Genomic DNA, 24,041 nt, shown 5'->3' with positions numbered 1-24,041 from the left:
TCATTTCTTCTATTCTCTATTTTCAACTATATACACTCTCTACTCTTGCCACTATCGATGTTTCTTACACAAACATGACAGTTATGTAAGGCACATAAGTAAAGAAATCAAAAAGTTAACGTAATGAATTAAAGTACTTTGTTACTATAACATTGGGATATCATACCATCCATTCATTCTCCTTACAGGAACATTACAATTTTGTAAGGTAAAAAATGCACCTACAAAGTTGTGCACGAAATGTCGGATGGAGCTATTTCGTTCCTGCTATTCTATGTATAGAGGAGGTCATAATATGGATTCACTTAAAAATATGAATGCTGCAATGCGCTATATTGAAGATAACCTTACGAATGAAATTGATTTTAAAGAAGTTGCGAGGCTAGCTCTTTGTTCTGAGTATCACTTTAAAAGAATGTTTTCGTTTTTAGCAGGTATATCACTATCTGATTATATTCGCTGTAGACGTCTTACTCTCGCTGCCTTTGAACTAAAAAACAGCAATGTAAAAGTCATTGATATCGCTATAAAATATGGATACAACTCACCAGATTCATTCGCTCGTGCATTTCAAAACTTGCACGGTATAACACCTTCAGAAGCCCGAAATAGTAGCCATTCTTTGAAGGCTTATTCACCAATGACCTTCCAATTATCCATTCAAGGAGGAAATGAAATGAATTATCGAATTGAAGAAAAAGAGCCATTTCGAATTATAGGTATTACAAAACGAGTACCAATCGTTTTTAATGGTGTAAATGAAGAAATTGCTTCTATGTGGAAAAGTTTAAATCCAGAGTCCATTGAAATGTTAAAGTCACTTTCAAACATGGAACCGAATGGAATTATTAGTGCTTCTACTAACTTTTCTGAAGGAAGAATGGAGGAAAAAGGCGAACTCGATCACTACATTGGAGTAGCCACAACAAAGGATTGTCCAGAGCAATTCGCGCAACTTGAAGTCGCAGCTTCAACATGGGCTATATTTGAAGCTGTCGGTCTATTTCCTGATGCATTACAAAATGTGTGGGGGCGTATTTATTCTGAATGGTTCCCTTCTTCGAACTATGAACTAGCGGAAGGACCGGAAGTATTGTGGAATGAACAGAAAGACATATCTTCTCCAAACTTTAAAAGTGAAATTTGGATACCGGTTTTGAAGAAGTGATAAAAAAACAAAGCTGCTCTTCCCTAAAAGGAAAAGCAGCTTTATTTACATTTTCAACTCTTCTTTATAAATACTATATGACTTTATTGTTGATACGATAATACATATTAATATGATTCCAATCCCCATAAAAATATTAAATGGATCTGGAAGCAAAGCCCCGGCATATATACAAAGTGAACCTATTACAAATACCCTCGAAGCAAATCTATGTGTTTTTCTCCAAACTACAGGATTTTCTAATGTCCAGTCCATTCGAATGCCTACTAACCCGTTCGGCTTCGTTTGTTGCATGTAATTACCTAGTACAAGAAACAATGTTCCAAGTCCAAAATTAAATGCAATTGAGCCCGATGCAATATAATTAGACGCTGCTAATAGTGCAAATATGTTACATCCAAATCCGATAAAGAGAATGGCATAATTAATCGCTGAAAGAACTTTGGATTGCTGTGTAGACTTATCTTTTATGAATCCAAAAACTAGCCATATCATATAGAGCACTACCATACTACCTATCGAGAATGAACTTGCTTCTATTTTAGAAAAATATCCATCTACTACTCCTGCTGCATTATAATGGCGTGGAATTTGTTCTGGTAAATATGGCCATACAATATACCATCCAATTGCAATGCCAATAATTAAACTCCATGGTACTACGTGTCTTTTCATCCTCTCTCCCCCATAATTTTTTATTAGGCCCCTATTTCTTTTTTATAAGCAATATATGAATATCCCATCGTTAATCCTACTGCACCAATAATAATTCCAACCATTACGAAAGATTTCCACGCCACTGGTGCAAAAACACTTAAAATCATAATGATCCCCAATGCAACAAACACCTTTCCGCTAAAACGGTGCGTTTTTCTCCATACTTCTTCGTTACTTAATGTCCACGGTGTTTTTATACCTACAAAGTAGTTTGGTTTACATTGTGGTAAATAGTTTCCGATGACTATAAATAAAATACCCACTAATAATTCCGGCACGCGATTAATGAATAAATTGTATCCTAATCCACTTGTAATAATATCTATATTCCCTACAAATAGTAGCAGTAGTATCCCGTTATTCATCATCATAAAAGCTTTAGAAAACTTCTCGTAGTTCGCTTTCTTTGGATCAATCTTTGGTAACACGTTTAGAAAAATATATAAAACAATCATAATTCCAACCATAGAAAGCATTCCATACAATTTAGAAGAATATCCATCTACTTTACCGCCGCTCCAATGCGTTGCAATTGTATCCGGTAAATGTGGCCAAGCAAACGCCCAAGCTAAACAAGTTATAACAATTAATAAGATTGCAAAAAGATGCTTTTTCATTTCCCCTCTTCCCCCTTATTCGTAAATGTAAACACCCAAGTCAATAAATCTTGAAAGACCGTTGTGTTTAAAGAGTACATAACGAATTGCCCTTTCTTTTCATCTTGAATAAGTTCAGCATTTTTAAGTGCATTTAAGTGGTGTGAAATACTTGGTTTTGTCATATTGAAATGTTCAGCAATCTCACCAGCGGTTAGATCGCCTTCTTTTAATAAGTCTAAAATTTTTCGCCTTGTTGGATCTGCTAATGCTTTGAATGCTTGATTCAATGTCTTTCTTCCTTTCGATAATTAGACATTTAGATATTTATCTAAATATTAAACCAATTACCGTTATTTGTCAATTTCATCCAGCGCCCTTTTTACTTTTCTCACTTTTAACCTATACTGTTTACTAGCTTATCTTTCAACATAATGAAAAGACTTGAAACACATGATACACTATAGCTACAATTGTTTTTTTGAGGAGGAATATACATATGTATAAAATTTTAATCGTTGAAGACGATCCAAATATTTCATCATTACTGCAATCTCACATTCAGAAGTACGGTTATGAGGCTGTGGTAGCGGAGAATTTCGATGATATTATGGAATCGTTTAACGCAGTGAAACCACATCTTGTTTTACTTGATGTAAACTTACCGAAATTCGATGGTTTCTACTGGTGCCGTCAAATTCGTCATGAATCTACTTGTCCAATTATTTTCATTTCAGCGCGTGCTGGTGAGATGGAACAAATTATGGCAATTGAAAGCGGTGCGGATGATTACATTACAAAACCATTCCACTACGACGTTGTAATGGCAAAAATTAAAGGACAATTACGCCGTATTTACGGTGATTATGCACCAAATATTTCTGAACGTATCGTTGAAGTAGAAGGTTTAAAACTATTCCCTGAACGTCCAGAAATTCATTTTGGATCTGAACAAGTTCTTTTAACGAAGAAAGAGGCAATTTTAGCAGAAATGTTATTATCTAAATTCCCTCGTACAGCGAGCCGTGAAGATTTATTAGCTGCGCTTTGGGATGACGAAAGTTTCGTTGAGGAAAATACATTAAACGTAAACATTACACGTCTTCGTAAAAAGTTTAATGAGCTTGGCATTGAGAACTCTATTGAAACAGTACGTGGACTTGGATATCGCTTTAACGCAACTTGGAGTGAATAAGCATGAAGCTATTTTTACGTGATCATTTTGCATTTTTTCTACTGTACGTATTAAACTTCGGTATCATTTTCGTTCTTTATGATGCAGTAGACGGATTTCAAAATAATAAATTTTACTTCGTCGTTTTAAGCCTATACTTATTTATTTGTTTCCTCGCTTATCGTTACGTTCGCAATCGTAGAATGTACCATAGATTAAGTGAGCAACCAGAAAAAATGGAAGATGCGTTTATTGAAAGAGCAACTGCTCCGATGCCTCACGGTGTCAATGAACTCGTACGTACGCAGTACCGTTTATTCCAAAAAGAACTACAATCGTATGAAGTAAAACAACAAGAACATCAATTATTCATTAACCATTGGGTACATCAAATGAAGACACCTGTTTCTGTTATGCAGCTTATGGTGCTAGAAATGGAAGACGAGCATTTAATTCCAAAGTTTAAAAAAGAATTAGAGCGTCTAAACCAAGGGCTTGATATGGCTTTATACATGGCTAGGTTAAATAACTTCCATGAAGATTTCCATGTCGAGACGATTTCATTAAAAGATACGGTAACAAAAAATATTAACGGATTAAAAGAACTATTCATTCGTAATGGTGTCTTCCCTGTTTTAGAAGTCCATTCTGATTTAAAAGTTGCTTCTGATGCGAAATGGCTAAAATTTATCATCTATCAGTTAATGACAAATGCTGTTCGTTACTCTGGGGAACGCGGAAAGAAAGTATTCTTATCTGCTTACCGAAACGGAAAAGATATTATTTTAGAAGTTCGCGATGAAGGTGTTGGTATTCCGCAAGAAGATATTCGAAGAGTATTTGAACCATTTTACACTGGGAAAAACGGTCGCGCGTTCGGAGAATCTACTGGTATGGGACTTTATATTGTAAGTAAAATTTGTGATTATTTAGGTCACTCTGTCAAACTAGATTCTGAAGTTGGTAAAGGAACGACGATTAAAATCATCTTCCACAACGCTGCAAATAATCAAGCAGAACATACAGAGAAGGTGACCGAAGCATGATCGTAACATATGCAAGCAAAATGTATGAGAACTCACTCTCATACATTTTTTGCAATACAACTACTTCTATATCTTCTAGCCGGAGGTATAATCTATGACATTTTGGCAATTTGCATTTAAAAACGTCACGCGCAACTCAAGAGCTTATTTTGCTTACTTTGTAAGTAGCTCCTTTTCCATTGCTGTGTTCTTTTCGTTTGCTGTTTACTTATTCCATCCGAAATTACAAAACTTTGACATGACCTCTGAAATTTCAGGATTAATGATATTTTCAGAAGTAGTAATTGTATTTTTCTCTTTCTTCTTTTTACTATATTCCATTGGTACTTTTTTAAAAGTTAGAAAAAAACAATTTGGTATTTTGACCATTTTAGGAATATCGAGAAAACAATTACATCGTCTTATTTTTATGGAGAATATGTTAATCGGGATTTTATCTATCTTTTTCGGCATGCAGTTTGGAGTTGTTTTTTCTCAATTTTTCTTATTAGTAACAGCCAAACTTACCCATGTTCCAGGAATATATTTATACGGGCCTACTAACGCGTTTATTTTAACAACCATTGTTTTCCTTAGTCTTTTTATCATTGTATCTGCATTCACACCAATGCTTATTCGTACAAAAAAAGTAGTACACCTTTTAAAAACAAATGGTGGAAAACAAAAAGAAAGAAAACCATCCATACTTGTTTCATTATTTGGTGCGATTTGTTTATTTGGTGGTTATGCGTTAGCTGGAAATCCTAAATATTTCGTATCAGTAAGCCCGCAAATCGGTGTTATATATATGGTTTCAATTATTTTCGTTATCCCAACGCTTGTTACAATTGGAACATATTTCTTCTTTTCACAAATTAGTTTCTTACTTATTTATATTTTAAAGAAAAGAAGGAAGTTTTATATGAAACGGATTAATATGCTTTGGATTTCGGATTTAGCGAGCCGTATTCGAACGAATATTAATATGCTGTTTATTGTAGCGATGCTATCTACAATTGCTTTCACAATGATTACGTTTCTATATGGATTCGGGAAATTTATTAAGCTAGAGGTGAATAGAACTTCTCCTTTTCCAATTTCTTATTTTTCTTATGATGCGAACCCTTTTGTTACAGAGCATTTAAATTGGCTTGAGCAACAATTACAAAAAGAGCATTTCCCCTATCAAAAAATAAAAGCTGATATATATGAAACACCACTAAAAGAAGATAAAGATATAGCTATTTATAATGACGTATACGCAATTAAGCAAAGTGACTATAACAAACTTGCAGATTCTTTACGAATGAAACAACTATTTATGGATGATAACGAAGCATATGTGCTAACAGGGACATCTTATAACACCATATTCAACGAATTTGAGCAAAGCTACAAAAGAGATTACATTACACTCTCTAGTACAAATACGAAATTACGAGTGAAAGGCTATGAGCATGTGAATGCAATTCCATCTGGCTTTTCATATCAAACGATAGTTTTGCCTGATGTTATCGTAAATAACTTACCTAGCACCGTAAAGCATATATCAGCATACAATTACAAAATTCAAAACTGGGAACAGACATATGAAATTGCTGATAATTTTATAGAAAAAGTGCAAAAAGATCGAAATAAATCCCAGTATGAAGGACCTCTTATTCGTTCCTTTGAATCAGCAGGATCATTATACAAAATAACATCAGGCAGTGCTGCATTTTTCCTAATTGGGACCTTTTTAGGAGTTATTTTCTTCATTGGAGCTGGTAGCGTTCTTTACTTTAGAATGTATACGGATTTGACGAACGAACAAGAGAAATATATAACGATTTCTAAAATCGGTGTAACAGATACAGAGATGAAACGATCTGCAACCATTCAACTTAGTATTCTATTTTTCATTCCGTACATTATGGCATCCATTCATACAATGTTTGCAACAAAAATGCTACAAGATGTAATTGGTTTATCTCTGTTCAAAGAGGTTTCAGCCGTTCTTATTATTTTTGGATTCGTTGAAATCGTATTTTTCATATTCATTCGTTCACTTTATATGCAAAAATTATCACAATACACGAGTGGACAAAATATTTAAAACAAACTTGATGAAAAGAGCATTTCTTATGCTCTTCTCATCTTCACCCTATCAGGAGGTTCAGGTGAATGACATTTTGGCAGTTTGCATTTAAAAACGTGACGCGGAACGCCAGAGCTTATTTCGCCTATTTTGTAAGCAGTGCGTTCTCCATCGCAATCTTTTTCTCATTTGCAGTTTATTTATTTCATCCTAAATTGCATATGACAGACGTGAATTATTCTCTGAACATATTAATGACAATTTCAGAAGTTGTCATTGTGTTCTTTTCATTTTTCTTTTTACTGTATTCAATCGGGACCTTTTTAAAAGTACGAAAAAAACAGTTCGGGATTTTAACAGTACTTGGCATATCTCAAAAACAATTAAAGCGACTCATATTTATAGAAAATATGTTAATTGGTGCTCTTTCTATATTTTTTGGCATTCAACTTGGAGTTGTCTTTTCACAGTTCTTTTTATTAGTTACCGCCAAAATTACACACGTACCTGGTTTATATTTATATCCGCCTACAAGTGCTATCGTTTTAACTATCATCATCTTTCTTGGGCTCTTCATTCTCGTATCATCTTTTACACCGATGCTCATTCGTACGAGAAAAGCCGTACGTCTTTTAAAAGAAGGAACACAACAAAAAGAAAGAAAAGCATCCGTGCTCATCTCTCTATTTGGTGCGACGTGTTTAATATGTGGATATGCGTTAGCCGCAAATCCGTTGTATTTTATGTCGCTAGGTGACATCATTGGGCTTTTATACGCCGTCTCTAGTATATTTGTCATCCCATCGCTTATTGCAGCTGGAACATACTTTTTCTTTTCACAAATTAGTTTTTTACTTATTCGTATTTTAAAAACGCGAAGAACGTTTTATATGAAACGAATTAATATGCTTTGGATTTCGGATTTAGCAGCGCGCATTCGGACAAACATTAACATGCTCTTTATTGTAGCGATGCTATCAACACTCGCTTTTACAATGATTACATTCTTATACGGTTTTGGGAAATTTACAAAGTTTGATGCAATTAGACAAAACCCTTTCCCGTTTACGTATTTATCGCATACTGAAAATACATTAGCTGATGAACATTTAAACTGGTTAGAGCAGAAATTTAATGAAGGGCACTTTACTTATACAAAATTTAAAACGGATATATATGAGGTATCTTCAGCTGAAGATAACACGCAGCTCTATTACGCAATTAAACAAAGTGACTATAATGTACTTGCTAAAGCATTAAATTTGGAAAAACTTACGGTAAATAAGAATGAATCTTATATTCTTATGAAAGACTTAGATGATCAAGTTATTGGAACACTTCACAATGAAGAAAAGAAAAATACTCTTACACTTACTCAAAACAATTTACAACTACAAGTGAAAGAATATAAAAGTTATAGCCCATTCCCAAACAGCTTAATATACCAATTACTCATACTATCTGATGAAACTGTAGAAGCCTTATCCACAGTTTCCAAACAAATGAGTGTATATAACTTCAAAGTTACAGATTGGGAAAAAGCACATAATATCGGTTCATCGTTTATAACAAAAATCCATAACGATAATGTAGCAATTCAAGCAGAGCACCCACCTTTCCATGCAAGTGAAGCGAGCGATTCTCTATATAAGAAAAAACTAAATGTTGCCTCATTCTTCTTAATTGGTACTTTCTTAGGTGTTATTTTCTTTATCGGTGCTGGTAGTGTTCTTTACTTCCGAATGTATACAGATTTAACAAATGAGCAAGAAAAATATATAACGATTACGAAAATTGGCTTAACTGAGACTGAAATGAAACGTTCAGCGACAATTCAGCTTGCGATTCTTTTCTTCGTGCCTTACATTATGGCATCAATCCATACGATGTTTGCGACAAAGATGCTACAAGAAATATTACATCTCTCGTTCTTCGCTGAAATTACAGTCGTACTGTTGATTTTTGGAACAGTTGAAATTTTATTTTTCCTTTTAATTCGTTCCTTTTATATGCAAAAATTATCACAACACATTAAGTTTTAAAAAGTAGAAAGGTGATTACTATGGAAGAAGTATTACACATAAAAAACGTCTCAAAAGTATATGAGGGAAAAGTCCCTCATACTGCTTTAAAAAATATAAATTTACACGTGGATAAAGGGGAATTCGTTGCCATTATGGGACCATCTGGTAGCGGAAAATCTACATTTTTAAACGTTATCTCTACAATCGATTCTCCGACTTCAGGTGATGTCGTGATTAACGGAAAAAAACCGCACACATTTCGTAGAGAGAAGTTAGCTATTTTCCGTCGCCAAGAGTTAGGATTTGTTTTCCAAAACTTTAACTTACTAGATACACTAACAATCGGTGAAAATATCGTACTACCTTTAACATTAGATAATGTTCCATTAAAAGAAATGGATGAAAAGCTTGATAACATTTCAAAAAAGCTTGGAATTGATCATATTTTGGACAAGCGTATTTTTGAAGTTTCTGGGGGACAAGCACAGCGTACCGCAGTAGCACGTGCTGTTATTCATCATCCTTCACTTCTACTTGCCGATGAACCGACAGGAAACTTAGATTCAAAAGCGGCAATTGACGTAATGGAGCTATTTACGAAATTAAATAAAGAAGAAGATGCAACGATTTTAATGGTTACGCACGATCCGTTTGCAGCAAGTTATTGTAACCGTGTTATTTTCATTAAAGATGGAGAGCTTTACAATGAACTACACCGCGGATTGTACCGTGAGAAATTTTATCAAGAAATATTAGATGTTTTAGCATTATTAGGAGGAAGACGTGGATGACATTTTGGCAATTCGCATTTAAAAATGTCTCACGTAATTCGAAAGCATATTTCGCCTACTTTGTAAGTAGTGCGTTTTCTATCATGGTTTTCTTTTCATTTACTGTATACGCGTATCACCCGCGGTTACAAAGTGTACAAAGTGTACAAAGTTTCCAAGAACGTGATCCTCTAATGAACTTAGCTAGTACAGCACAGCTTGTGATTGTTATGTTCTCGTTCTTCTTTCTCTTATATTCAATTGGAACATTTTTAAATGTACGGAAGCAGCAATTCGGGATACTCACCATTCTCGGTATCTCACAGAGACAATTAAAGAGACTGTTATTTACTGAAAATATGATAATCGGGATATTGTCTATCTTTATCGGCATTCAAGGTGGACTTGTATTTTCTAACTTTTTCTTATTAGTCACTTCGAAATTAACAAACGCGAAAGGTCTCTATTTATATTGGCCAATAGAAGCGATTATCGTTACAACCGTAACGTTTATCATCTTATTTTTAATCGTTTCTACATTTACACCAATGTTTATTCGTACTCGAAAAACAACGAAGCTTATTAAGGGCGTTAACAAAGAGAAGAGCGAAAAAAAACCATCTATACTGATTTCACTATTTGCTTTAACTTGTTTAGGACTATGCTATTATATTGCTGGTTATCCGCAAGGCTACATAACGGAAAAAAATGCACAAAATGGATCTGTATTCTTAATTATGCTATCTATTTTACCGCTTGTAGTAGTTGGGACGTATTTATTTTTTTCACAAACATTTCTTCTCTTTATCTATATTTTAAAGAAACGAAGAAAGTTTTATTTAAAACAAATAAATATGTTATGGATTTCAGATTTAGTTTCTCGTACACGCAGTAATATTAATGTACTCTTTATTGTTTCTATGCTATCTGCACTTGCATTTACAATTATTATCGGGTTATTTGCTGCAAACAATAATACGAAAGCACCCATACTAGAACGATATCCAATACCATTCACCTATACATCAGAAGGTGTTAATGCATTTGAACAAAAGCATATTACTACGATTGAAACTGAACTTACAAATGCTAATTTTCAATATGACAAATATAAATTTACCGTTTTAAAAGATACAGCTTCAAAAGAATCAATTGCCATTATGAAAATGAGTGATTATAACGCAATAGCACAGCAATTAAACAGATCAAAAATCACTCTCGATTCTTCACAAGTTTATAATATTTCTCGCTATTCACCAGTGTTATTAAATCTCGTGTCTAACCCATTTGCGAAGCAGAACACGATTACACTTGGCTCTAATAAAAAGGAATTTCAAATTAAAGGTTTTATTAATAGAGGAATTGAGCCTCCCTTTGCATTACCTCACTTAATTGTGATGCAAGATGAAGTAATTGAAAATATGATTCCTCATATTGAAACAATTACAGTCTATAACTACTTCGTGGAAAATTGGGAAAATGCAATTGTCCCAACAAAAAATATATTAAAAAGCTTAAATCATGATGCAGAAACCTTGTATGAAGCACATAAAAATGAAGAAGATTTCATTAAACCATTTTATATTTATACAGCTACGGATGAACTCGTTCATAGTAAAGGAAATGCAGTCGCTCAATTCTTTATTTGGGCATTTCTCGGCTTTATTTTCTTTATCGGAGCAGCTAGTGTTTTATATTTCCGTATGTATAATGACTTAACAACTGAAAGACAAAAATATATTACGATTACAAAGCTTGGCTTAACTGAATCAGAAATGTTTCGCTCTGCAACGATTCAATTAGGAATTTTATTTTTCGTTCCTTATATCGTTGCTGGTGTTCACACATTATTTGCGGTTAAGTTTTTACAAAGCATGTTTTCTTTCTCCTTATTAAAAGAGACATGTATCGTACTCACCTTTTTCGGGATTATCGAGATCATTTTCTTCTTCTTAATCCGTTCTCTTTACATTAATAAATTATCACAGCATATAAAAATATGAATAAAATAGCCTTGTGCAATATGCACAAGGCTATTTTCAATAGTTTTTAATAATTAGCAGCAATATCCGCCGTAGCCGCCAGCATAACCGCCATAACCACCATAGCCACAACCGCCGCCTCCGCCGAAGCAGCTAGCACCGATGATAATTAATAAAATAAACAATACAATTAGAAGCGCAAAACCGCCTCCGCAACCATGTCTGCGGTTACAATCATCATGTCTGTGTTCACACTTTTCGCTCATTACCCTATTCCTCCTTTAGTATCATTCATAACAAGTTCACCTTGCTCTAAATGAGGGGATTCCATTTATATTATGTTTTCAGGGCGAATAGGAAGCTTGGCTTACCTAAAAACGGGCTTGTTTTAGGAATTGGGCTTTATTAAAAAGCGAATGAGCCTTATCCAGATGTAAGCATAAAACATTTGACATACTCTTAATTTCTTACTAATATTTAATTGAACGACCAATCAATTTTTTGATTATACATTCAAATTATATAAATTAGGAGTTGAATAGCGTGACTGATTCTTTTATTGCAGAGGCTAGGCGTGAACAAATTATTCTTGCATGTATTGATACATTAGAAGAGGTTGGATATAACAACTTAAGCTTAACGAAGGTGGCAAAAAAGGCTAAGATTAGTACCGGACTTATTTCTTATCATTTTAATGATAAGCTTTACCTTATGAATCGCACATTACAATTTTTAGTTGCCAAGCAACATGAATTTATTAGTAATCGAGTGCTATTAGCTCAATCTGAAATAAATAAACTAGAGGCTTTTATTGAAGCGCATTTGGCTTATCAAGAAACTCATTACAAAAATAATATTGCCTTAATTGAGATTGTCTTTAATGCAAGAAATGAAGAGAACGTTCCTTATTACAGAATCGAAGACGACGAAGAGGAGGATGCCCTTAGAACGATGTTATTAGATATTTTGAAGACTGGTCAACAAAATGGCGTGTTTTCCGATTCTTTCCAAACCGACACATTAGCTTCATTTATTTTAGGAGCAATCGAAGAAAGAATGCTGAAGGCAAATTCATCTATATCCATAGAAAATTACTCAGATGAGCTCATAAAAATGGTGAAGAAACTCACTGTTTAAAACATGCCTTGATTAAAAAAATATATATGAAAGGATGAACTACACATGAAAAAGGCATCTGTCATTGGATTAGGTTTTTTAGAAAAATTACTTGCTATAGTAAGTCCAATCCTTTTAGGCGTTATTGGATATTTTTCACCTAAATTAATAGAGATTATAAAAAAGATTCCTCTCTTTTCTGATTCAAAAATTATAGAACTTTTAAATTTTATTAATCCCTTCTGGCTTCCTATTATCCTCATGCTAATTGGTGTTATTGCAGGAATTTTATTTTCTTTAATTATTTATAGTGAAGCTTTAAAAATGAACATTACTTCGGAAAGCATTCACGTGAATAAGGACGATCAAAAGAAACAAATCACCAGATTAAATGTAAAAGCCGTTTTTGTAGATAAGCGTCAAGTGGTTATCATTGATCAAGAAGACCGAGAATGGTTACGTGAAACATCTGACATTACCCCAAGCAAAATTAAAGATACTTTCTTAATGCACGGCTTCCCCTGGGTGGAACAAGATCCTTATAAACATGAGTATAGCTTATGGAAATTAGAGGATGAGCGATTTAATAAAAGCATAAATACTATTTTGTATGAAAGACGCAATGCCCTTCGAGAAGGAAACTCTAAAAAAAAGAAGCATTTACGCAAAGATTTGAATGAGCTAGGAGTCTTTGTCAAAGACGATGGAGAAGATCAGTATGTCCGTTCCATTAAGTAATAGAAAGCACAAAAAACGAATAAAACCTACAGAGAAATTACATTTCCTCTGTAGGTTTTATTCGTTTAAATCTGATCTCCTCTCCTAAAGAAACATATTCAACAAAAGAGCAAAACCAAATGCAATAAATGATAACAATGTCTCGAGTACCGTCCACGTTTTAAACGTTTCCTTCACCGTCAAACCTAAATACTCTTTTACAAGCCAGAACCCTGCATCATTTACGTGAGAAAACATTAATGAACCTGCACCGGTTGCAATAACGAGAAGCTCTAAATTCACACCAGACATGTGCTGAATAACTGGTGAAACAATCCCTGCTGCTGTCGTTAATGCTACTGTAGCTGAACCTGTTGCAATTCGAATTAAACCAGCTACCATGAAAGCTAATACGATTGGTGATAACGAAATATGTTCTGCCATTTGTGCAATAGCTGTTCCAACGCCGCTTTCAATTAATATTTGTTTAAATCCACCGCCTGCACCAATTATTAAAATAATAGAACCGACAGGCAATAAACTTTCATCTGTTAATTTTTTAATCATCTTTTTATTAATACCTTGTTTGATACCAAGTAAATAAAATGCTGCGAAACATGAAATAAGTAAGGCGATTACTGGACTTCCTATAAACACGAAAAATTCAGTCAATTTTTTCGGTAATGAAATATATGGTGCAACTACTGATAAAATCATCAATACAACTGGTAGTAAAATAATAAAGAATGAAACTTTACGACTTGGCAAATCAGTTGAGACAGTCGTAACCCGAATAAGCTCTGGTTCATTTTCAGGTATCACCCTTTTATGTACCCACTTTGCAAATATCGGTCCTGCGATAATGGCTGTTGGTAACGCGATAATTAATGAATATAAAAGTACCTTTCCTAAGTTCGCGTTATAAATACCGATTGCTGTCATCGCCCCTGGATGCGGAGGCACGAGCCCGTGAACAATAGATAATCCTGCAATGACAGGTAACGCAATTAATAATATATTTTGCTTCGTCGTTTTTCGAATGGAAATAACAAGTGGTAATAAAATGACGATCCCCACTTCAAAAAACACTGGAATCCCTATAACAAATCCTGCAAATAACATAGCCCAAGGTAGTTTCTTTACACCGAAAAATCGAATAAAGAAATCTGCCACTTGCATGCCGGCCCCTGAATCGGACATCATTTTCCCTAAAATTGTTCCGAGAGCTAAAATACCAACTAAATGCCCTAGTACACTACCAACACCAGTTTCATAGGCAGTCACTATTTTCGTTAAGTTCAGTCCAGACATGATAGCTAAAAACAAACTCGCAACTGTTAAACTAATAAATGCATGCCATTTCCACCATGATACCCCTAAAATAACAATCGCAATTGCAAGTAACGTGACGATTAATAAGTATATATCCATCTCCCATTCTCCTTACTTTATAAAAAAAGAGGGAAAATCCCCTCTTTTTTATACGTCATAATTCACTACATAATGCTGCATTTCTGTATTGTAGTAGCCTTCGCTATATTCAATTACTTCGCCAACTTCATCGTAAGAATAACGCATGCGTTTTAATAGCGCTGTCCCCTCTTTTTCACCTAGCGCTTCTGCAACGAAACTAGGCGCGAGTCCAACAGCGAATTCATCTCTGAAGTTTTCTAAATGAATACCTCGGTCTTCAACTAAATCATAAAGCGATTGCAAGTCAAAATCCGATAAATCTGAACTTGCCATTCCTGCTGAGAAATAGTGCGTATAATGAATGTACGGTGCATCATTTAACGTATATAAACGTTCAATACGAAAACTCTCCTTACCGAATAATCGAAATGGCACTGTTCCTTCTTCATTCTGCACAATTTCTGCTTTTAGCAATTTCTTCTGTACTTTATATCCTTCTTCCACTAACACTTCAGTAAATTTCTTACCCTTTGACAGTTTTGTCGCAGAAGTATTGCGGATGACTTTCGTTCCTTTACCGCTTTTCTTTTCCAAATATCCTTCTTGAGCGAGTTCTTTAATCGCATTTCGCACTGTAATTTTACTCACTTTGAACTCTTCTTCTAACTGCGGTTCGGAAGGGATATTCGTATGAATTGCATATACACCATGCAATATTCGATCACGAATAATATTTTTTATTTGCAAATATAATGGTCCTTTTTTTCTCGTTACGTTCACCGTTACACCCACTACCTTTCTACATCACCTACTGATGCCGTCATTGCCCGAAGTATATCCTTCTCTGATGACATTGGCGTATCACCGACGATTGTATGTGCTAGCATTCCAGCTGCTGACGCAAATGAAACAGCTTTCTCTGGTGCGAACTCCTTTATCTCGCCATGAATAATTCCGCTCGTATAAGCATCTCCAGCACCTATTCTATCATATACAGAAAACGTAAGTGTTTTTGCAAAAGTGAACGTTCCATCTTTACATATAAACCCGCGAAGCGAATGTGTATTATCACTGTTAATAGAGCGATGAGTACCAGCGATTGTAGCGATATGATACATTTCAGCTACCTTTGGAATAAGATCAACAAGTTGCGCCTCTCGCTCTGTCTCTTCTGTTTTCATTCCAAGAACAAACATTCCATCTTTTTCATTCATCATAACGATATCAGCAAGTCCTAGCATTTCTTCATAATGCGGTTTTGCCTGTTCATATCCGTCTTCTCCCCAAAGTGATGGACGATAATTACAATCAAAAACGACGGTTCCTCCGTTTTCTTTAACTGCTCTCGCTAAAGACTTCATATGATGGCGCACCGTATCATTCATCGCAAGTGTAATACCGCAAAAATGAACGATATCAATTTCCTTAGCAATTTCTTCAAATTGGTATATCTCTTCAGACGCCGTATTGAAGCTACTTTCTAGTCGATTCGAATACGTAACGCGGCTTGCACGTGCACCGAATCCATTTTCTAAAAAATACATACCTACATATTTACCACCTCTTGAAACAAGAGAAGTTTGAATTCCTAACTTTTGAATGTAAGATACAGCTGCATCTCCAACCGAATTTTCCGGTAAAGTTGAAATAAGAAGCCCTTCATGCCCTAAGTGAGAAAGTGCCGCTACAACGTTCACACCTGTACCTGAAAATGAGTAATTTAACGTGTTAGCTTGCGACAACAATTCATATCCAGGTACTTGCAGGCGCATCATTACTTCGCCGAACGCTGCAATTTTCTTACGCATATTGATCAACTAGCTTCTTCACGACTGCTAATAATTCACGCACATCTTCTACTTTCGTGTTACCAGTTTCTTTATCAATAATAGAAGAGTACACGTGCGGGATAACTTGCTCTACATTTGCCTCAAGCGCAATACGTACAATTGTTTCGAAGTTTTCTTTATCAATTCCGCCTGTTGGCTCTAATGCGAATCCTTCTTCCGCACAAGCTTTCGCAACTGCGCGATATTCTTCTTCATGGGCTAGCCCTTTCATCGGGAAGTACTTCAATGAATTTCCGCCCATATCACGTACAAGTGCAATCGCTGTTTTAATTGGAACGATTGCTTTTTCTTCTCCAGCCGCACTAATTGGGCCAGTAGAAATATTTACGTAACCTACTTTTCCTGTTGGCGATACTAAACTATTAATCCAGCTATCTTTTTCGCCAAGATTTGCACGTGTCGCTCCAACTGAAGGAAACACTTGGTTAATATGGCTACCAGGATAATGCTTCGCAATTTCAGCCACAACTGCCGCTTGCCGATTATCTCCTGCGCCTAGTCCGATTGATACAGCGTCATCAATTTCTTTTCCATATGCTTTCATAGCTGTAACAGCTTCTTCTACTATTGGATAGTCTTTTGATAACACTCCCACTACTACATAACCTTCTGCTGCTTCAAAAATATCTTTCGCATTTTCTATATTGTTTGCCAATACATTTAATGCTACGCGGCCTTTATAAAAACGTTTTTGAATGTTTGTCATTTTAGTTTCCCCCTACAATTTCTCTCATTTTTTCTTCAATTACATGTATGTCATCACCTTGAAGTGGACGTGGATCGATATCAAAGAACCCTTGTCTTACTCCGTAATCACGTGTGTAAATTGCAATTTCCCCGTCGCGTAATGCAGCCACAACGTCTTTTGCCGATTTATTTAACTCTTTTTCGTTAATATGAATACGTGCTCTAAAGATTGCTCTTCCAGCTTCATCTTGAACGATCGTTACATTTACACCATTTAATTCTTTTAGCGGCATAAGTACTTGTAGCAATTCTTTTTCTTGCTCGCTCTTATCTTCTTTTACTCCGTACTCATCAAGTGCTTGAAGTAAACCAAAAGTTGTTTCTTTCCCAACTTTCATGCTTCTTCCGATACAATGTAATTGCACTTTCAGCCATTCAATATACTTTCTTTTACCGCCCACAATACCAGAAGTAGGTCCTTCAATTGCCTTTGAACCGCTATAAATAGCAAGATCTGAATACTTCACATATTTTTGAATGTCTTCTTCAGCTGCTGCATCCACGATAAGCGGTACTTTATTTCGCTGCGCAACTTCCCATGCTTCTTCAACAGAAATCATATTTTTTTGCACTGCATGATGTGATTTCACATACAGAATCGCTGCTGTATTTTCACCAATTGCATCTTCAATATGTTCTGCTTTCCCTTCATTTGCATAGCCAACTTCTACAAGTTTACCGCCGCCTAAGTAAATCATCGTTTCAACAGGAGCACCGTATTGAACGTTATGACCTTTTAACATAATCACTTCGTTTTTCGCGATTACTTCTTGATGAAGTCTTTCACTTTTACGGCGATTTCCTTCTGTAACGATACCAGCGATAGAAAGCGCAATTCCGCTCGATGCTGAATTCACAACGACCGCTGCCTCTGAATCTAGAATTCTCGCAATATGGTCTCCTGCTTTATCTACTAAATCAGCAATTTCCACATAATTTTGTCCACCATGTTTCATCGCATCCATTACCGTATCTGTAGGAGCAGATACACCTAAAATACTCATTCTACCGCTCGCATTAATTACTCTTTTTAATCCGTACTTAGCATTCAATGAATGACCCATTAATTACAACCCCTTTCGTATCAATCCTTCTTTCAGCAATGCGCTGATCCCCTTCTGAATCAATTAACGTAACCTTCTCATCTTTAACCGTAAATAAAGTTAAGTTTGCAATATCTCCTTCTTGAATACGGCCAAGCTCTGGTTTCTTAAGCCACTCTGCCGCATTTTTCGTAACCGCATCAATCACTTCTTCTAGCGGATAACCTAAGTAAAGGAATTTCGAAAGAACATGAGCCATACTATACACTGGACCGTGTATACGGTTCTTTCGGTAAATATCTGTACTAATTGTATGAAAGGCAATACCATGACGCTTCGCTGCTTCTGCTACTTTAAAAGAAAAACTAGCATTACCGTGACCAACATCTAAATGTACGCCGCGATTCACTGCATCTAGTAACACAGGTAGCGGTTTGCCTTCTTCATCAAATAAATTATTTTCTTTCCCGTTTAAGTAATGTGTAATAACATCATCTTTTTCTAAAAGAGGTACAACTTCCTCAATGCGAGGAGGCGCTGAACCGATATGTACCATAATCGGTAATGATGTTTCACGGGATAAAGAGCGCGCTACATGCAGCGGTTCAATTCCACTATCACAAACGACGCTTTTACTCATTCTCGCCTTTAACCCAACGATTACATCTTTATACTTTTCTACTGCTTCTATCACTTTCTCTTTATCTATCCATTCCATATTGGATAATTCATCAATTCGTTTCAAACCGATGCGAGAAATATTTAAAAAGGCAAATAAATTTGTCTTTGCCTGTTCTCTACTTTTTACTAAATCTGCAATGCGATCAGCTCCGCAGCTACCCGCATCAACAATTGTCGTTACCCCTTGCTTAACGCCAATTTCATCCACTTCATCGCCATACGGATCAAACTCTGGAAAAGCATGAACGTGTAAATCAATCCAGCCACTCGATACGTAAGTACCAGAGCAATCAAGAACCTTTCCACCCTCACCAGCACCAGCTTTCGTCACCTGTGCGATTTTATTATTTTCAATTACAATGTCAATCTCTTCCCCGTTCACACGTTTCACATTACGTAGTACGAATCGTTCTGTCATTGTACTTCCACCCTTTTCTATAAGAAGCCATAAGAATACGCTTACATTAAAGTTTCATTTTTATATCTCTTTCACACGTTTAGCGTAACACAAAAAAAGGGAGAAGTAAATATAACGTTATAATGTTTAAGCGCCGATAATGGAGGCCATTAGCATTTCGTAAATTTTATATGTTAAGACATTTCTCCGTCATAAATAAAAAACCAAAAAGCACTTAAATTGATAGGCTTTTTGGTGATAGATAAATTTATAAAATGAAACTTTAATCAGTGTGGATTAGCCTTCACCAACTTTTGAGGTGGAAGCCTTACTGCCCGCCAATAGCGGGCTAGAACTAAACAATTGAATTATTAATTAACCAATCAGTAAATAATTTATTTCCTTCACACTCATCTAGATCTTTTGTACGAACATGGAGAATTTCATATCCATATTTATCATAGAATGGATACTTAGAAAATTGATGAATTGATAAATCATCATAGAAAGAAATATCAAAATATACTACCCATAAATTTTCATTACATACTTTATAAGCTACAGCCTCATATGTAAAAACCTCTTCTATATCCCTGTAATAAAATAAATGCATATGAATCGAATCTTCAAAGTTATATTTTTTCATAGATATAAGCTCCTTAGACATTATCTAAAATATTTATGTGCACCGACATTAGGAGGACTATGATAATGTAAAATAGGACCTTTTCCATCAATATAATGATAATCTATGGCAAAAACTCGGTTACCAGTAGCTTTAGAACGTACTTGTATTATCATTCCACCCTTAGCTGCTTCTAAAATATATTGCTTCGGAGAATTGAGTGCCTTTTGTACATATGGACGCGCAACCGTCCAGGCTTTATCCGCAGCAGTTCTACCTACTTTTGAAACTAATACTCTTAATGCACCAAGAACAATAGCCGGCAATATTTCCTGCTTAACAACCAATTCGCCAGTAAAAGGATTTTTTTCAACAACAGATTCAACCCTTAGTTTACTTACTTCCTCCTCTAGTTGTAAAAAAACAGGGTCATTTACTAAAAAATCATACTCTTTTTCAAAATTTTCAAAATCGAAGTCAGAAGTATCAACCTTTGATAAATCAATGCCTAGATTAATTTCAGGGATATACTCCGTTACAATACCATCATCTTCCGTTTCAATACTTGCATCAGCAATTGATGGTAAAGTAAAGCTCAGCAATAATGCAGCAGAAATCATCCCCTTGATAAATTTCTTTTTCATCTACCATTCTCCCTCCTAAATATATAACAGCAGAAAACAATAAAAATACACTTTTATTATCTCGCAATTCAAATAGTAAAACATTCAGAAGAATTAAACTAGTCTATTAATAACCATCAATATTTGTTACTATTAATTTGCATAAAATAATTATTTAATGACATTTAAAATAAATCTCATAACTAATTCATTCGGTGCAAATATAGAGCAATTTATATAATTAATAATTCCTTTTCGTTCCTATTTCAAGCAAACGCCTTTATCAACTGCTTAAAAAGAATGTTCTTAAATCTCATCGATATAAGAAGGTGACCATTTTTATAATCCGATATTGTGTATAAAACAACGATAAAGCATAGACAAGTACCTAATAAAAAAATCGCACTTTAATAAACTTTTTTAGCACTCCTACTTTTACTTGCTAGTTTAAAAACAACTATATTTCGTATCCATTGATTTATTTCGCTAGCTTGATAGGCATATGACCGGGGCCAATCATGAAAAAAAGCTATCTACTTCAGATAGCTTTTTCTCTATTCCTGAACCGTCACAATAACCCCATCCATATTGTTCCCGGAAATTTCATACTGCTTGTTTGCTGGAACGTTCACTTTCATATTCTCAGAAACTTTATAATAAGAAACAGTATATTTCTTACCTTCGACTTCAGTTGAAATCTCTTTTTCCTCTTTTAAAAACCCTAAATATTCCTCTAGTGTGAAATTCTTTTTTTGCATAATTGCGCTATGAGGTAAGCCTACATAACGTATATGCCATGGCTCATATTGAATGCCTGTAATGTTACTTTTATTTTTCGGATAACGTAATACAAAGCCATGCTTCCATACGTTCTCTTCAATCCATTTTCCTTCAGGCGCTTTCTCCATTTTCTTTTGAGTAGACCCAATGTCCAGTGATAATCCTAAGTTATGTTCACTGTATCCTGCTGGAAGTGCATAATCAGATCCCATTTTTTCATATAGCTGTTTTTGCTCTTGGAAATCTCTATAGCCACTACTAATCAAAAAATGGTTAACACTTTCTTTTCCAGCCGCATCGACAACGTTCAAAAACTTTTTCACAACATCCTTTGATAAACGAAGATTTCTATCAAATATTACATAGCCTCTCACTAATTCACTATTATGATTTACATTTATAATATCAGACCTAATACTATCTTTTTTTACTGGGTAATCCCTGTTAACTAATAATAAATCGCCCTTATAAATTTGTTCCTTCGTAATCTCTTTCCCATCGGTGTTTGCCGCCTTTACTAGCTCATCTTTCCCGACAATTTTAACGTCGATTTCCTTTTGAAATAACGGTGATATATAAACGCCTACACATACTGTGCATACTATAAAAAAAGAAATAAATACCCACTTTTTCATTTCTAGTTCCTCCTTAACGTAACTTACGTATAGAATAGAAAAAACTATTAAAATAAAAAGTGGGGTAAAGTTTAAATTTTTATTAAATTGTTACATTCTCGTCTTTTGGCAATCGTACTTCAAATATCGTTCTAACTACATTGCTCTCAGCAGAAATCGTACCGTTATGTTGCTCGACAATATTTTTCGCAATAAATAGTCCAAGGCCTGTCCCGCCACGGTTCTCAGTTCTTGCTTTATCACCTGTATAGAACATATCAAAAAGATACGGTAAATCTTCTTCCGGGATGCTATCTCCGTAATTCGTAATTTGTACGACAACTTCTCCATTATCAACATACCCATTCATATCAACAAATTGTCCATCATAGCCGTAACGAACGGCATTTGTTAACAAGTTTTCAAATACTCTAGCTAACAATTTTCCATCACCGTGCATCGGTAAATGAGGAGCCACATTCAATCTAGCTTCTAAATGATGTTTTTCTAATAACGGATACAATTCCTCCTCTAACTGTATAAGCAACTCACTTATATCAATCGGCTTTTTATCCAGCTTTAGCATGCCATAATTCATACGTGTAATTTCAAATAGCTCATCAATTAAACTTTCCAGTCTTTGCGATTTTGTATATGCAATTGTGGAGAAATGTTTAATTTGTTCTTTTGTTAAATTTTCATCTTTAAGAATTAAATCTAAATATCCTAACACGGATGTTAATGGTGTTCTTAAATCATGAGCTAAATTCACAACAAGCTGATCTTTACTACTTTCAGCAAAGTCTCCTCTTTCAACAGCTTCTTTTAACTTTTCACTTGCAACATTTATTTCACGCGCGATATTTCCAAACTCATCATTTGATGAAACTTGAACTTTATTCGTAAAGTTACCGTTCGCAAGATGATGAATCCCATTAGAAATTTCATCAAAGTATTTTAAATACGGTTTTGTCAAAAAGAAGAAAAAGATAATAGATAACGGAATAAAGAAAATTAAAAAGAAATTAATGTCTCCAAATTCCCTTACCATTGACCTAAATTGTGCTAAAGGCTCTTCGTAGCGAACCATCGTTTTATAATACAGCTGCAATCCTTTATAAATTATATAAGTTACAGTTGCTGCAAGTACCATACTTAACGCAAATAAGGCAATCATTTTAAATCGAAAACTTTTCATCATATTAGCCATTAAAAGTATAACCTACTCCCCACACTGTTTTTATTAATTTATCCTTTCTTTTATCTTCTCCAAGTTTCTTCCGCAACGTACGAATATGTACCATTACTGTATTTCCACCTTCATAATAATCGTCTGCCCATACGTGCTGAAAAATATTTTCTACATTGTACACTTTCTTCGGATGACTCGCTAATAAATATAAAATATCAAACTCTTTCGGCGTTAATTCAATTTGCTCACCATATACATCAACCGTCCTACGCTCGGGATTAATTACGACTCCGCCTATTTCTAAAGCAGATTTACTCTCCGCTACTTTCGGTTGATTTAACGTAAAAAACCTACGCAGTTGTGCATTTACACGTGCAACTAATTCAATCGGTGTGAAAGGCTTCGTCATATAATCATCCGCGCCTAGTACAAGACCTGTCACCTTATCAAAGTCCGAAGTTTTCGCGCTTAAAAAAATAATCGGCATATGATGTTTCGTGCGAATTTGACGCGTCACCTCATACCCATCCATTTTCGGCATCATAATATCTAAAATTACCAAGTCGATTGGCTGCGTTTCAATAATATGAATTGCCTCTTCTCCATCAGCTGCTTTCACGACGTGGTACCCTTCTTTTTCTAAATGTATCTCAATTAAATCAGCAATTTCTGCCTCATCATCCGCTATTAAAATTGAAATGCGCTTCATT

24 protein-coding genes and 1 pseudogene are annotated in these 24,041 nt (G+C 34.9%); 10 read left to right on the top strand and 15 right to left on the bottom strand.

The genetic code is table 11. The features are described from left to right. Positions 1–295: 295 nt before the first annotated feature. Positions 296–1,168 (top strand): AraC family transcriptional regulator, encoded by an 873-nt coding sequence (locus ACTFR3_RS24035; protein WP_136363684.1) that lies wholly within the window; start codon positions 296–298, stop codon positions 1,166–1,168. A 45-nt stretch (positions 1,169–1,213) separates the two neighbouring features. Here the strand turns inward: ACTFR3_RS24035 and ACTFR3_RS24030 are convergent, their stop codons facing one another. Genes ACTFR3_RS24030 through ACTFR3_RS24020 form a run of 3 tightly spaced genes read right to left on the bottom strand, consistent with a single transcriptional unit; the run spans position 1,214 to position 2,771 of the window. Further along, entirely contained in the window at positions 1,214–1,843 is a 630-nt protein-coding gene (locus ACTFR3_RS24030) for an SdpI family protein (protein WP_000820683.1), read from the bottom strand. A 23-nt stretch (positions 1,844–1,866) separates the two neighbouring features. Then, entirely contained in the window at positions 1,867–2,502 is a 636-nt protein-coding gene (locus ACTFR3_RS24025) for an SdpI family protein (RefSeq protein WP_000716355.1), read from the bottom strand. Further along, entirely contained in the window at positions 2,499–2,771 is a 273-nt protein-coding gene (locus ACTFR3_RS24020) for an autorepressor SdpR family transcription factor (RefSeq protein WP_001070523.1), read from the bottom strand. The genes ACTFR3_RS24025 and ACTFR3_RS24020 overlap by 4 nt, the downstream gene beginning before the upstream one ends. 209 nt (positions 2,772–2,980) lie before the next feature. On the opposite strand from ACTFR3_RS24020, the gene ACTFR3_RS24015 reads away from it, so the two are divergent. The 6 genes from ACTFR3_RS24015 to ACTFR3_RS23990 all read left to right on the top strand — a co-directional run bounded on the left by ACTFR3_RS24015 (position 2,981) and on the right by ACTFR3_RS23990 (position 11,554). Further along, the gene (locus tag ACTFR3_RS24015; protein WP_000276738.1) at positions 2,981–3,676 is read left to right on the top strand and encodes a response regulator transcription factor; all 696 of its coding nucleotides are present in this window, start codon (positions 2,981–2,983) and stop codon (positions 3,674–3,676) included. Between the two features lie 2 nt (positions 3,677–3,678). Further along, positions 3,679–4,701, top strand: coding sequence for a sensor histidine kinase (locus tag ACTFR3_RS24010; protein ID WP_000765341.1), 1,023 nt, complete (start codon positions 3,679–3,681; stop codon positions 4,699–4,701). 94 nt (positions 4,702–4,795) lie between these two features. After that, positions 4,796–6,775, top strand: coding sequence for an FtsX-like permease family protein (locus tag ACTFR3_RS24005; RefSeq protein ID WP_440044860.1), 1,980 nt, complete (start codon positions 4,796–4,798; stop codon positions 6,773–6,775). Positions 6,776–6,843: 68 nt separating this feature from the next. Further along, a complete protein-coding gene (locus tag ACTFR3_RS24000) occupies positions 6,844–8,799 on the top strand; it encodes an FtsX-like permease family protein (protein ID WP_259593153.1) in 1,956 nt (651 codons plus the stop codon). A 20-nt stretch (positions 8,800–8,819) separates the two neighbouring features. Further along, on the top strand, positions 8,820–9,572 hold the full coding sequence (locus ACTFR3_RS23995) for an ABC transporter ATP-binding protein (protein ID WP_000393250.1): 753 nt from the start codon (positions 8,820–8,822) through the stop codon (positions 9,570–9,572). Continuing rightward, entirely contained in the window at positions 9,569–11,554 is a 1,986-nt protein-coding gene (locus ACTFR3_RS23990) for an FtsX-like permease family protein (protein ID WP_259593152.1), read from the top strand. Before ACTFR3_RS23995 ends, ACTFR3_RS23990 begins: the two co-directional genes overlap by 4 nt. A gap of 53 nt (positions 11,555–11,607) precedes the next feature. Here ACTFR3_RS23990 and ACTFR3_RS23985 read toward each other — a convergent pair whose 3' ends face one another. Then, positions 11,608–11,799, bottom strand: a complete 192-nt coding sequence (locus tag ACTFR3_RS23985) for a YjcZ family sporulation protein (RefSeq protein ID WP_001290392.1) — start codon at positions 11,797–11,799, stop codon at positions 11,608–11,610. 277 nt (positions 11,800–12,076) lie between these two features. Here ACTFR3_RS23985 and ACTFR3_RS23980 point away from each other — a divergent pair, with 277 nt between their 5' ends. Further along, the gene (locus ACTFR3_RS23980; protein WP_000132248.1) at positions 12,077–12,670 is read left to right on the top strand and encodes a TetR/AcrR family transcriptional regulator; all 594 of its coding nucleotides are present in this window, start codon (positions 12,077–12,079) and stop codon (positions 12,668–12,670) included. 45 nt (positions 12,671–12,715) lie between these two features. After that, positions 12,716–13,387, top strand: coding sequence for a YqeB family protein (locus tag ACTFR3_RS23975; protein ID WP_000710354.1), 672 nt, complete (start codon positions 12,716–12,718; stop codon positions 13,385–13,387). 84 nt (positions 13,388–13,471) lie between these two features. Here ACTFR3_RS23975 and gntP read toward each other — a convergent pair whose 3' ends face one another. The 8 genes from gntP to ACTFR3_RS23935 form a co-directional block, all read right to left on the bottom strand. After that, on the bottom strand, positions 13,472–14,797 hold the full coding sequence (gene gntP / locus ACTFR3_RS23970; RefSeq protein ID WP_000356166.1) for a gluconate permease GntP: 1,326 nt from the start codon (positions 14,795–14,797) through the stop codon (positions 13,472–13,474). Positions 14,798–14,845: 48 nt separating this feature from the next. Continuing rightward, positions 14,846–15,571: a GntR family transcriptional regulator gene (locus ACTFR3_RS23965; RefSeq protein WP_000539278.1), complete on the bottom strand. Its 726-nt coding sequence runs from the start codon at positions 15,569–15,571 to the stop codon at positions 14,846–14,848. Next, positions 15,571–16,587, bottom strand: coding sequence for a sugar kinase (locus tag ACTFR3_RS23960; RefSeq protein ID WP_440044859.1), 1,017 nt, complete (start codon positions 16,585–16,587; stop codon positions 15,571–15,573). Before ACTFR3_RS23960 ends, ACTFR3_RS23965 begins: the two co-directional genes overlap by 1 nt. Continuing rightward, positions 16,580–17,335: a 2-dehydro-3-deoxy-phosphogluconate aldolase gene (gene dagF / locus ACTFR3_RS23955; RefSeq protein WP_144469272.1), complete on the bottom strand. Its 756-nt coding sequence runs from the start codon at positions 17,333–17,335 to the stop codon at positions 16,580–16,582. The genes ACTFR3_RS23960 and dagF overlap by 8 nt, the downstream gene beginning before the upstream one ends. Before the next feature lies 1 nt (position 17,336). After that, the gene (locus ACTFR3_RS23950) at positions 17,337–18,440 is read right to left on the bottom strand and encodes a DgaE family pyridoxal phosphate-dependent ammonia lyase (protein WP_000510099.1); all 1,104 of its coding nucleotides are present in this window, start codon (positions 18,438–18,440) and stop codon (positions 17,337–17,339) included. Continuing rightward, on the bottom strand, positions 18,418–19,518 hold the full coding sequence (locus tag ACTFR3_RS23945) for an amidohydrolase/deacetylase family metallohydrolase (protein WP_000139930.1): 1,101 nt from the start codon (positions 19,516–19,518) through the stop codon (positions 18,418–18,420). The genes ACTFR3_RS23950 and ACTFR3_RS23945 overlap by 23 nt, the downstream gene beginning before the upstream one ends. Positions 19,519–19,852: 334 nt before the next feature. Then, on the bottom strand, positions 19,853–20,143 hold the full coding sequence (locus tag ACTFR3_RS23940) for a DUF3986 family protein (RefSeq protein ID WP_440044858.1): 291 nt from the start codon (positions 20,141–20,143) through the stop codon (positions 19,853–19,855). A gap of 20 nt (positions 20,144–20,163) precedes the next feature. Further along, positions 20,164–20,766, bottom strand: coding sequence for a hypothetical protein (locus ACTFR3_RS23935; RefSeq protein ID WP_440044857.1), 603 nt, complete (start codon positions 20,764–20,766; stop codon positions 20,164–20,166). A 198-nt stretch (positions 20,767–20,964) separates the two neighbouring features. On the opposite strand from ACTFR3_RS23935, the pseudogene ACTFR3_RS23930 reads away from it, so the two are divergent. After that, positions 20,965–21,156 (top strand): annotated as a pseudogene (locus ACTFR3_RS23930) (hypothetical protein); the annotation flags it as partial. Positions 21,157–21,299: 143 nt separating this feature from the next. Here ACTFR3_RS23930 and ACTFR3_RS23925 read toward each other — a convergent pair. The 3 genes from ACTFR3_RS23925 to ACTFR3_RS23915 all read right to left on the bottom strand — a co-directional run bounded on the left by ACTFR3_RS23925 (position 21,300) and on the right by ACTFR3_RS23915 (position 24,040). After that, positions 21,300–22,160, bottom strand: a complete 861-nt coding sequence (locus tag ACTFR3_RS23925; RefSeq protein ID WP_000759407.1) for a D-Ala-D-Ala carboxypeptidase VanY — start codon at positions 22,158–22,160, stop codon at positions 21,300–21,302. Positions 22,161–22,242: 82 nt separating this feature from the next. Further along, positions 22,243–23,349: a sensor histidine kinase gene (locus ACTFR3_RS23920; RefSeq protein WP_074047392.1), complete on the bottom strand. Its 1,107-nt coding sequence runs from the start codon at positions 23,347–23,349 to the stop codon at positions 22,243–22,245. Continuing rightward, positions 23,342–24,040, bottom strand: a complete 699-nt coding sequence (locus ACTFR3_RS23915; RefSeq protein WP_000822487.1) for a response regulator transcription factor — start codon at positions 24,038–24,040, stop codon at positions 23,342–23,344. The genes ACTFR3_RS23920 and ACTFR3_RS23915 overlap by 8 nt, the downstream gene beginning before the upstream one ends. Between the last annotated feature and the right edge of the window lies 1 nt (position 24,041).

The organism is Bacillus cereus group sp. MYBK14-1 (genome assembly GCF_051916885.1).
GTDB classification, from domain to species: Bacteria; Bacillota; Bacilli; order Bacillales; family Bacillaceae_G; genus Bacillus_A; species Bacillus_A cereus.
This window is presented reverse-complemented; position numbering and strand designations above follow the sequence as displayed.

Coding starts and splice junctions, on each gene's coding strand:
- ACTFR3_RS24035 (WP_136363684.1), top strand. CDS start 296: ATGGATTCACTTAAAAATATGAATGCTGCAATGCGCTATATTGAAGAT.
- ACTFR3_RS24030 (WP_000820683.1), bottom strand. CDS start 1,843: ATGAAAAGACACGTAGTACCATGGAGTTTAATTATTGGCATTGCAATT.
- ACTFR3_RS24025 (WP_000716355.1), bottom strand. CDS start 2,502: ATGAAAAAGCATCTTTTTGCAATCTTATTAATTGTTATAACTTGTTTA.
- ACTFR3_RS24015 (WP_000276738.1), top strand. CDS start 2,981: ATGTATAAAATTTTAATCGTTGAAGACGATCCAAATATTTCATCATTA.
- ACTFR3_RS24010 (WP_000765341.1), top strand. CDS start 3,679: ATGAAGCTATTTTTACGTGATCATTTTGCATTTTTTCTACTGTACGTA.
- ACTFR3_RS24005 (WP_440044860.1), top strand. CDS start 4,796: ATGACATTTTGGCAATTTGCATTTAAAAACGTCACGCGCAACTCAAGA.
- ACTFR3_RS24000 (WP_259593153.1), top strand. CDS start 6,844: ATGACATTTTGGCAGTTTGCATTTAAAAACGTGACGCGGAACGCCAGA.
- ACTFR3_RS23995 (WP_000393250.1), top strand. CDS start 8,820: ATGGAAGAAGTATTACACATAAAAAACGTCTCAAAAGTATATGAGGGA.
- ACTFR3_RS23990 (WP_259593152.1), top strand. CDS start 9,569: ATGACATTTTGGCAATTCGCATTTAAAAATGTCTCACGTAATTCGAAA.
- ACTFR3_RS23985 (WP_001290392.1), bottom strand. CDS start 11,799: ATGAGCGAAAAGTGTGAACACAGACATGATGATTGTAACCGCAGACAT.
- ACTFR3_RS23975 (WP_000710354.1), top strand. CDS start 12,716: ATGAAAAAGGCATCTGTCATTGGATTAGGTTTTTTAGAAAAATTACTT.
- gntP (WP_000356166.1), bottom strand. CDS start 14,797: ATGGATATATACTTATTAATCGTCACGTTACTTGCAATTGCGATTGTT.
- ACTFR3_RS23960 (WP_440044859.1), bottom strand. CDS start 16,587: ATGCGTAAGAAAATTGCAGCGTTCGGCGAAGTAATGATGCGCCTGCAA.
- dagF (WP_144469272.1), bottom strand. CDS start 17,335: ATGACAAACATTCAAAAACGTTTTTATAAAGGCCGCGTAGCATTAAAT.
- ACTFR3_RS23950 (WP_000510099.1), bottom strand. CDS start 18,440: ATGGGTCATTCATTGAATGCTAAGTACGGATTAAAAAGAGTAATTAAT.
- ACTFR3_RS23945 (WP_000139930.1), bottom strand. CDS start 19,518: ATGACAGAACGATTCGTACTACGTAATGTGAAACGTGTGAACGGGGAA.
- ACTFR3_RS23940 (WP_440044858.1), bottom strand. CDS start 20,143: ATGAAAAAATATAACTTTGAAGATTCGATTCATATGCATTTATTTTAT.
- ACTFR3_RS23935 (WP_440044857.1), bottom strand. CDS start 20,766: ATGAAAAAGAAATTTATCAAGGGGATGATTTCTGCTGCATTATTGCTG.
- ACTFR3_RS23925 (WP_000759407.1), bottom strand. CDS start 22,160: ATGAAAAAGTGGGTATTTATTTCTTTTTTTATAGTATGCACAGTATGT.
- ACTFR3_RS23920 (WP_074047392.1), bottom strand. CDS start 23,349: ATGGCTAATATGATGAAAAGTTTTCGATTTAAAATGATTGCCTTATTT.
- ACTFR3_RS23915 (WP_000822487.1), bottom strand. CDS start 24,040: ATGAAGCGCATTTCAATTTTAATAGCGGATGATGAGGCAGAAATTGCT.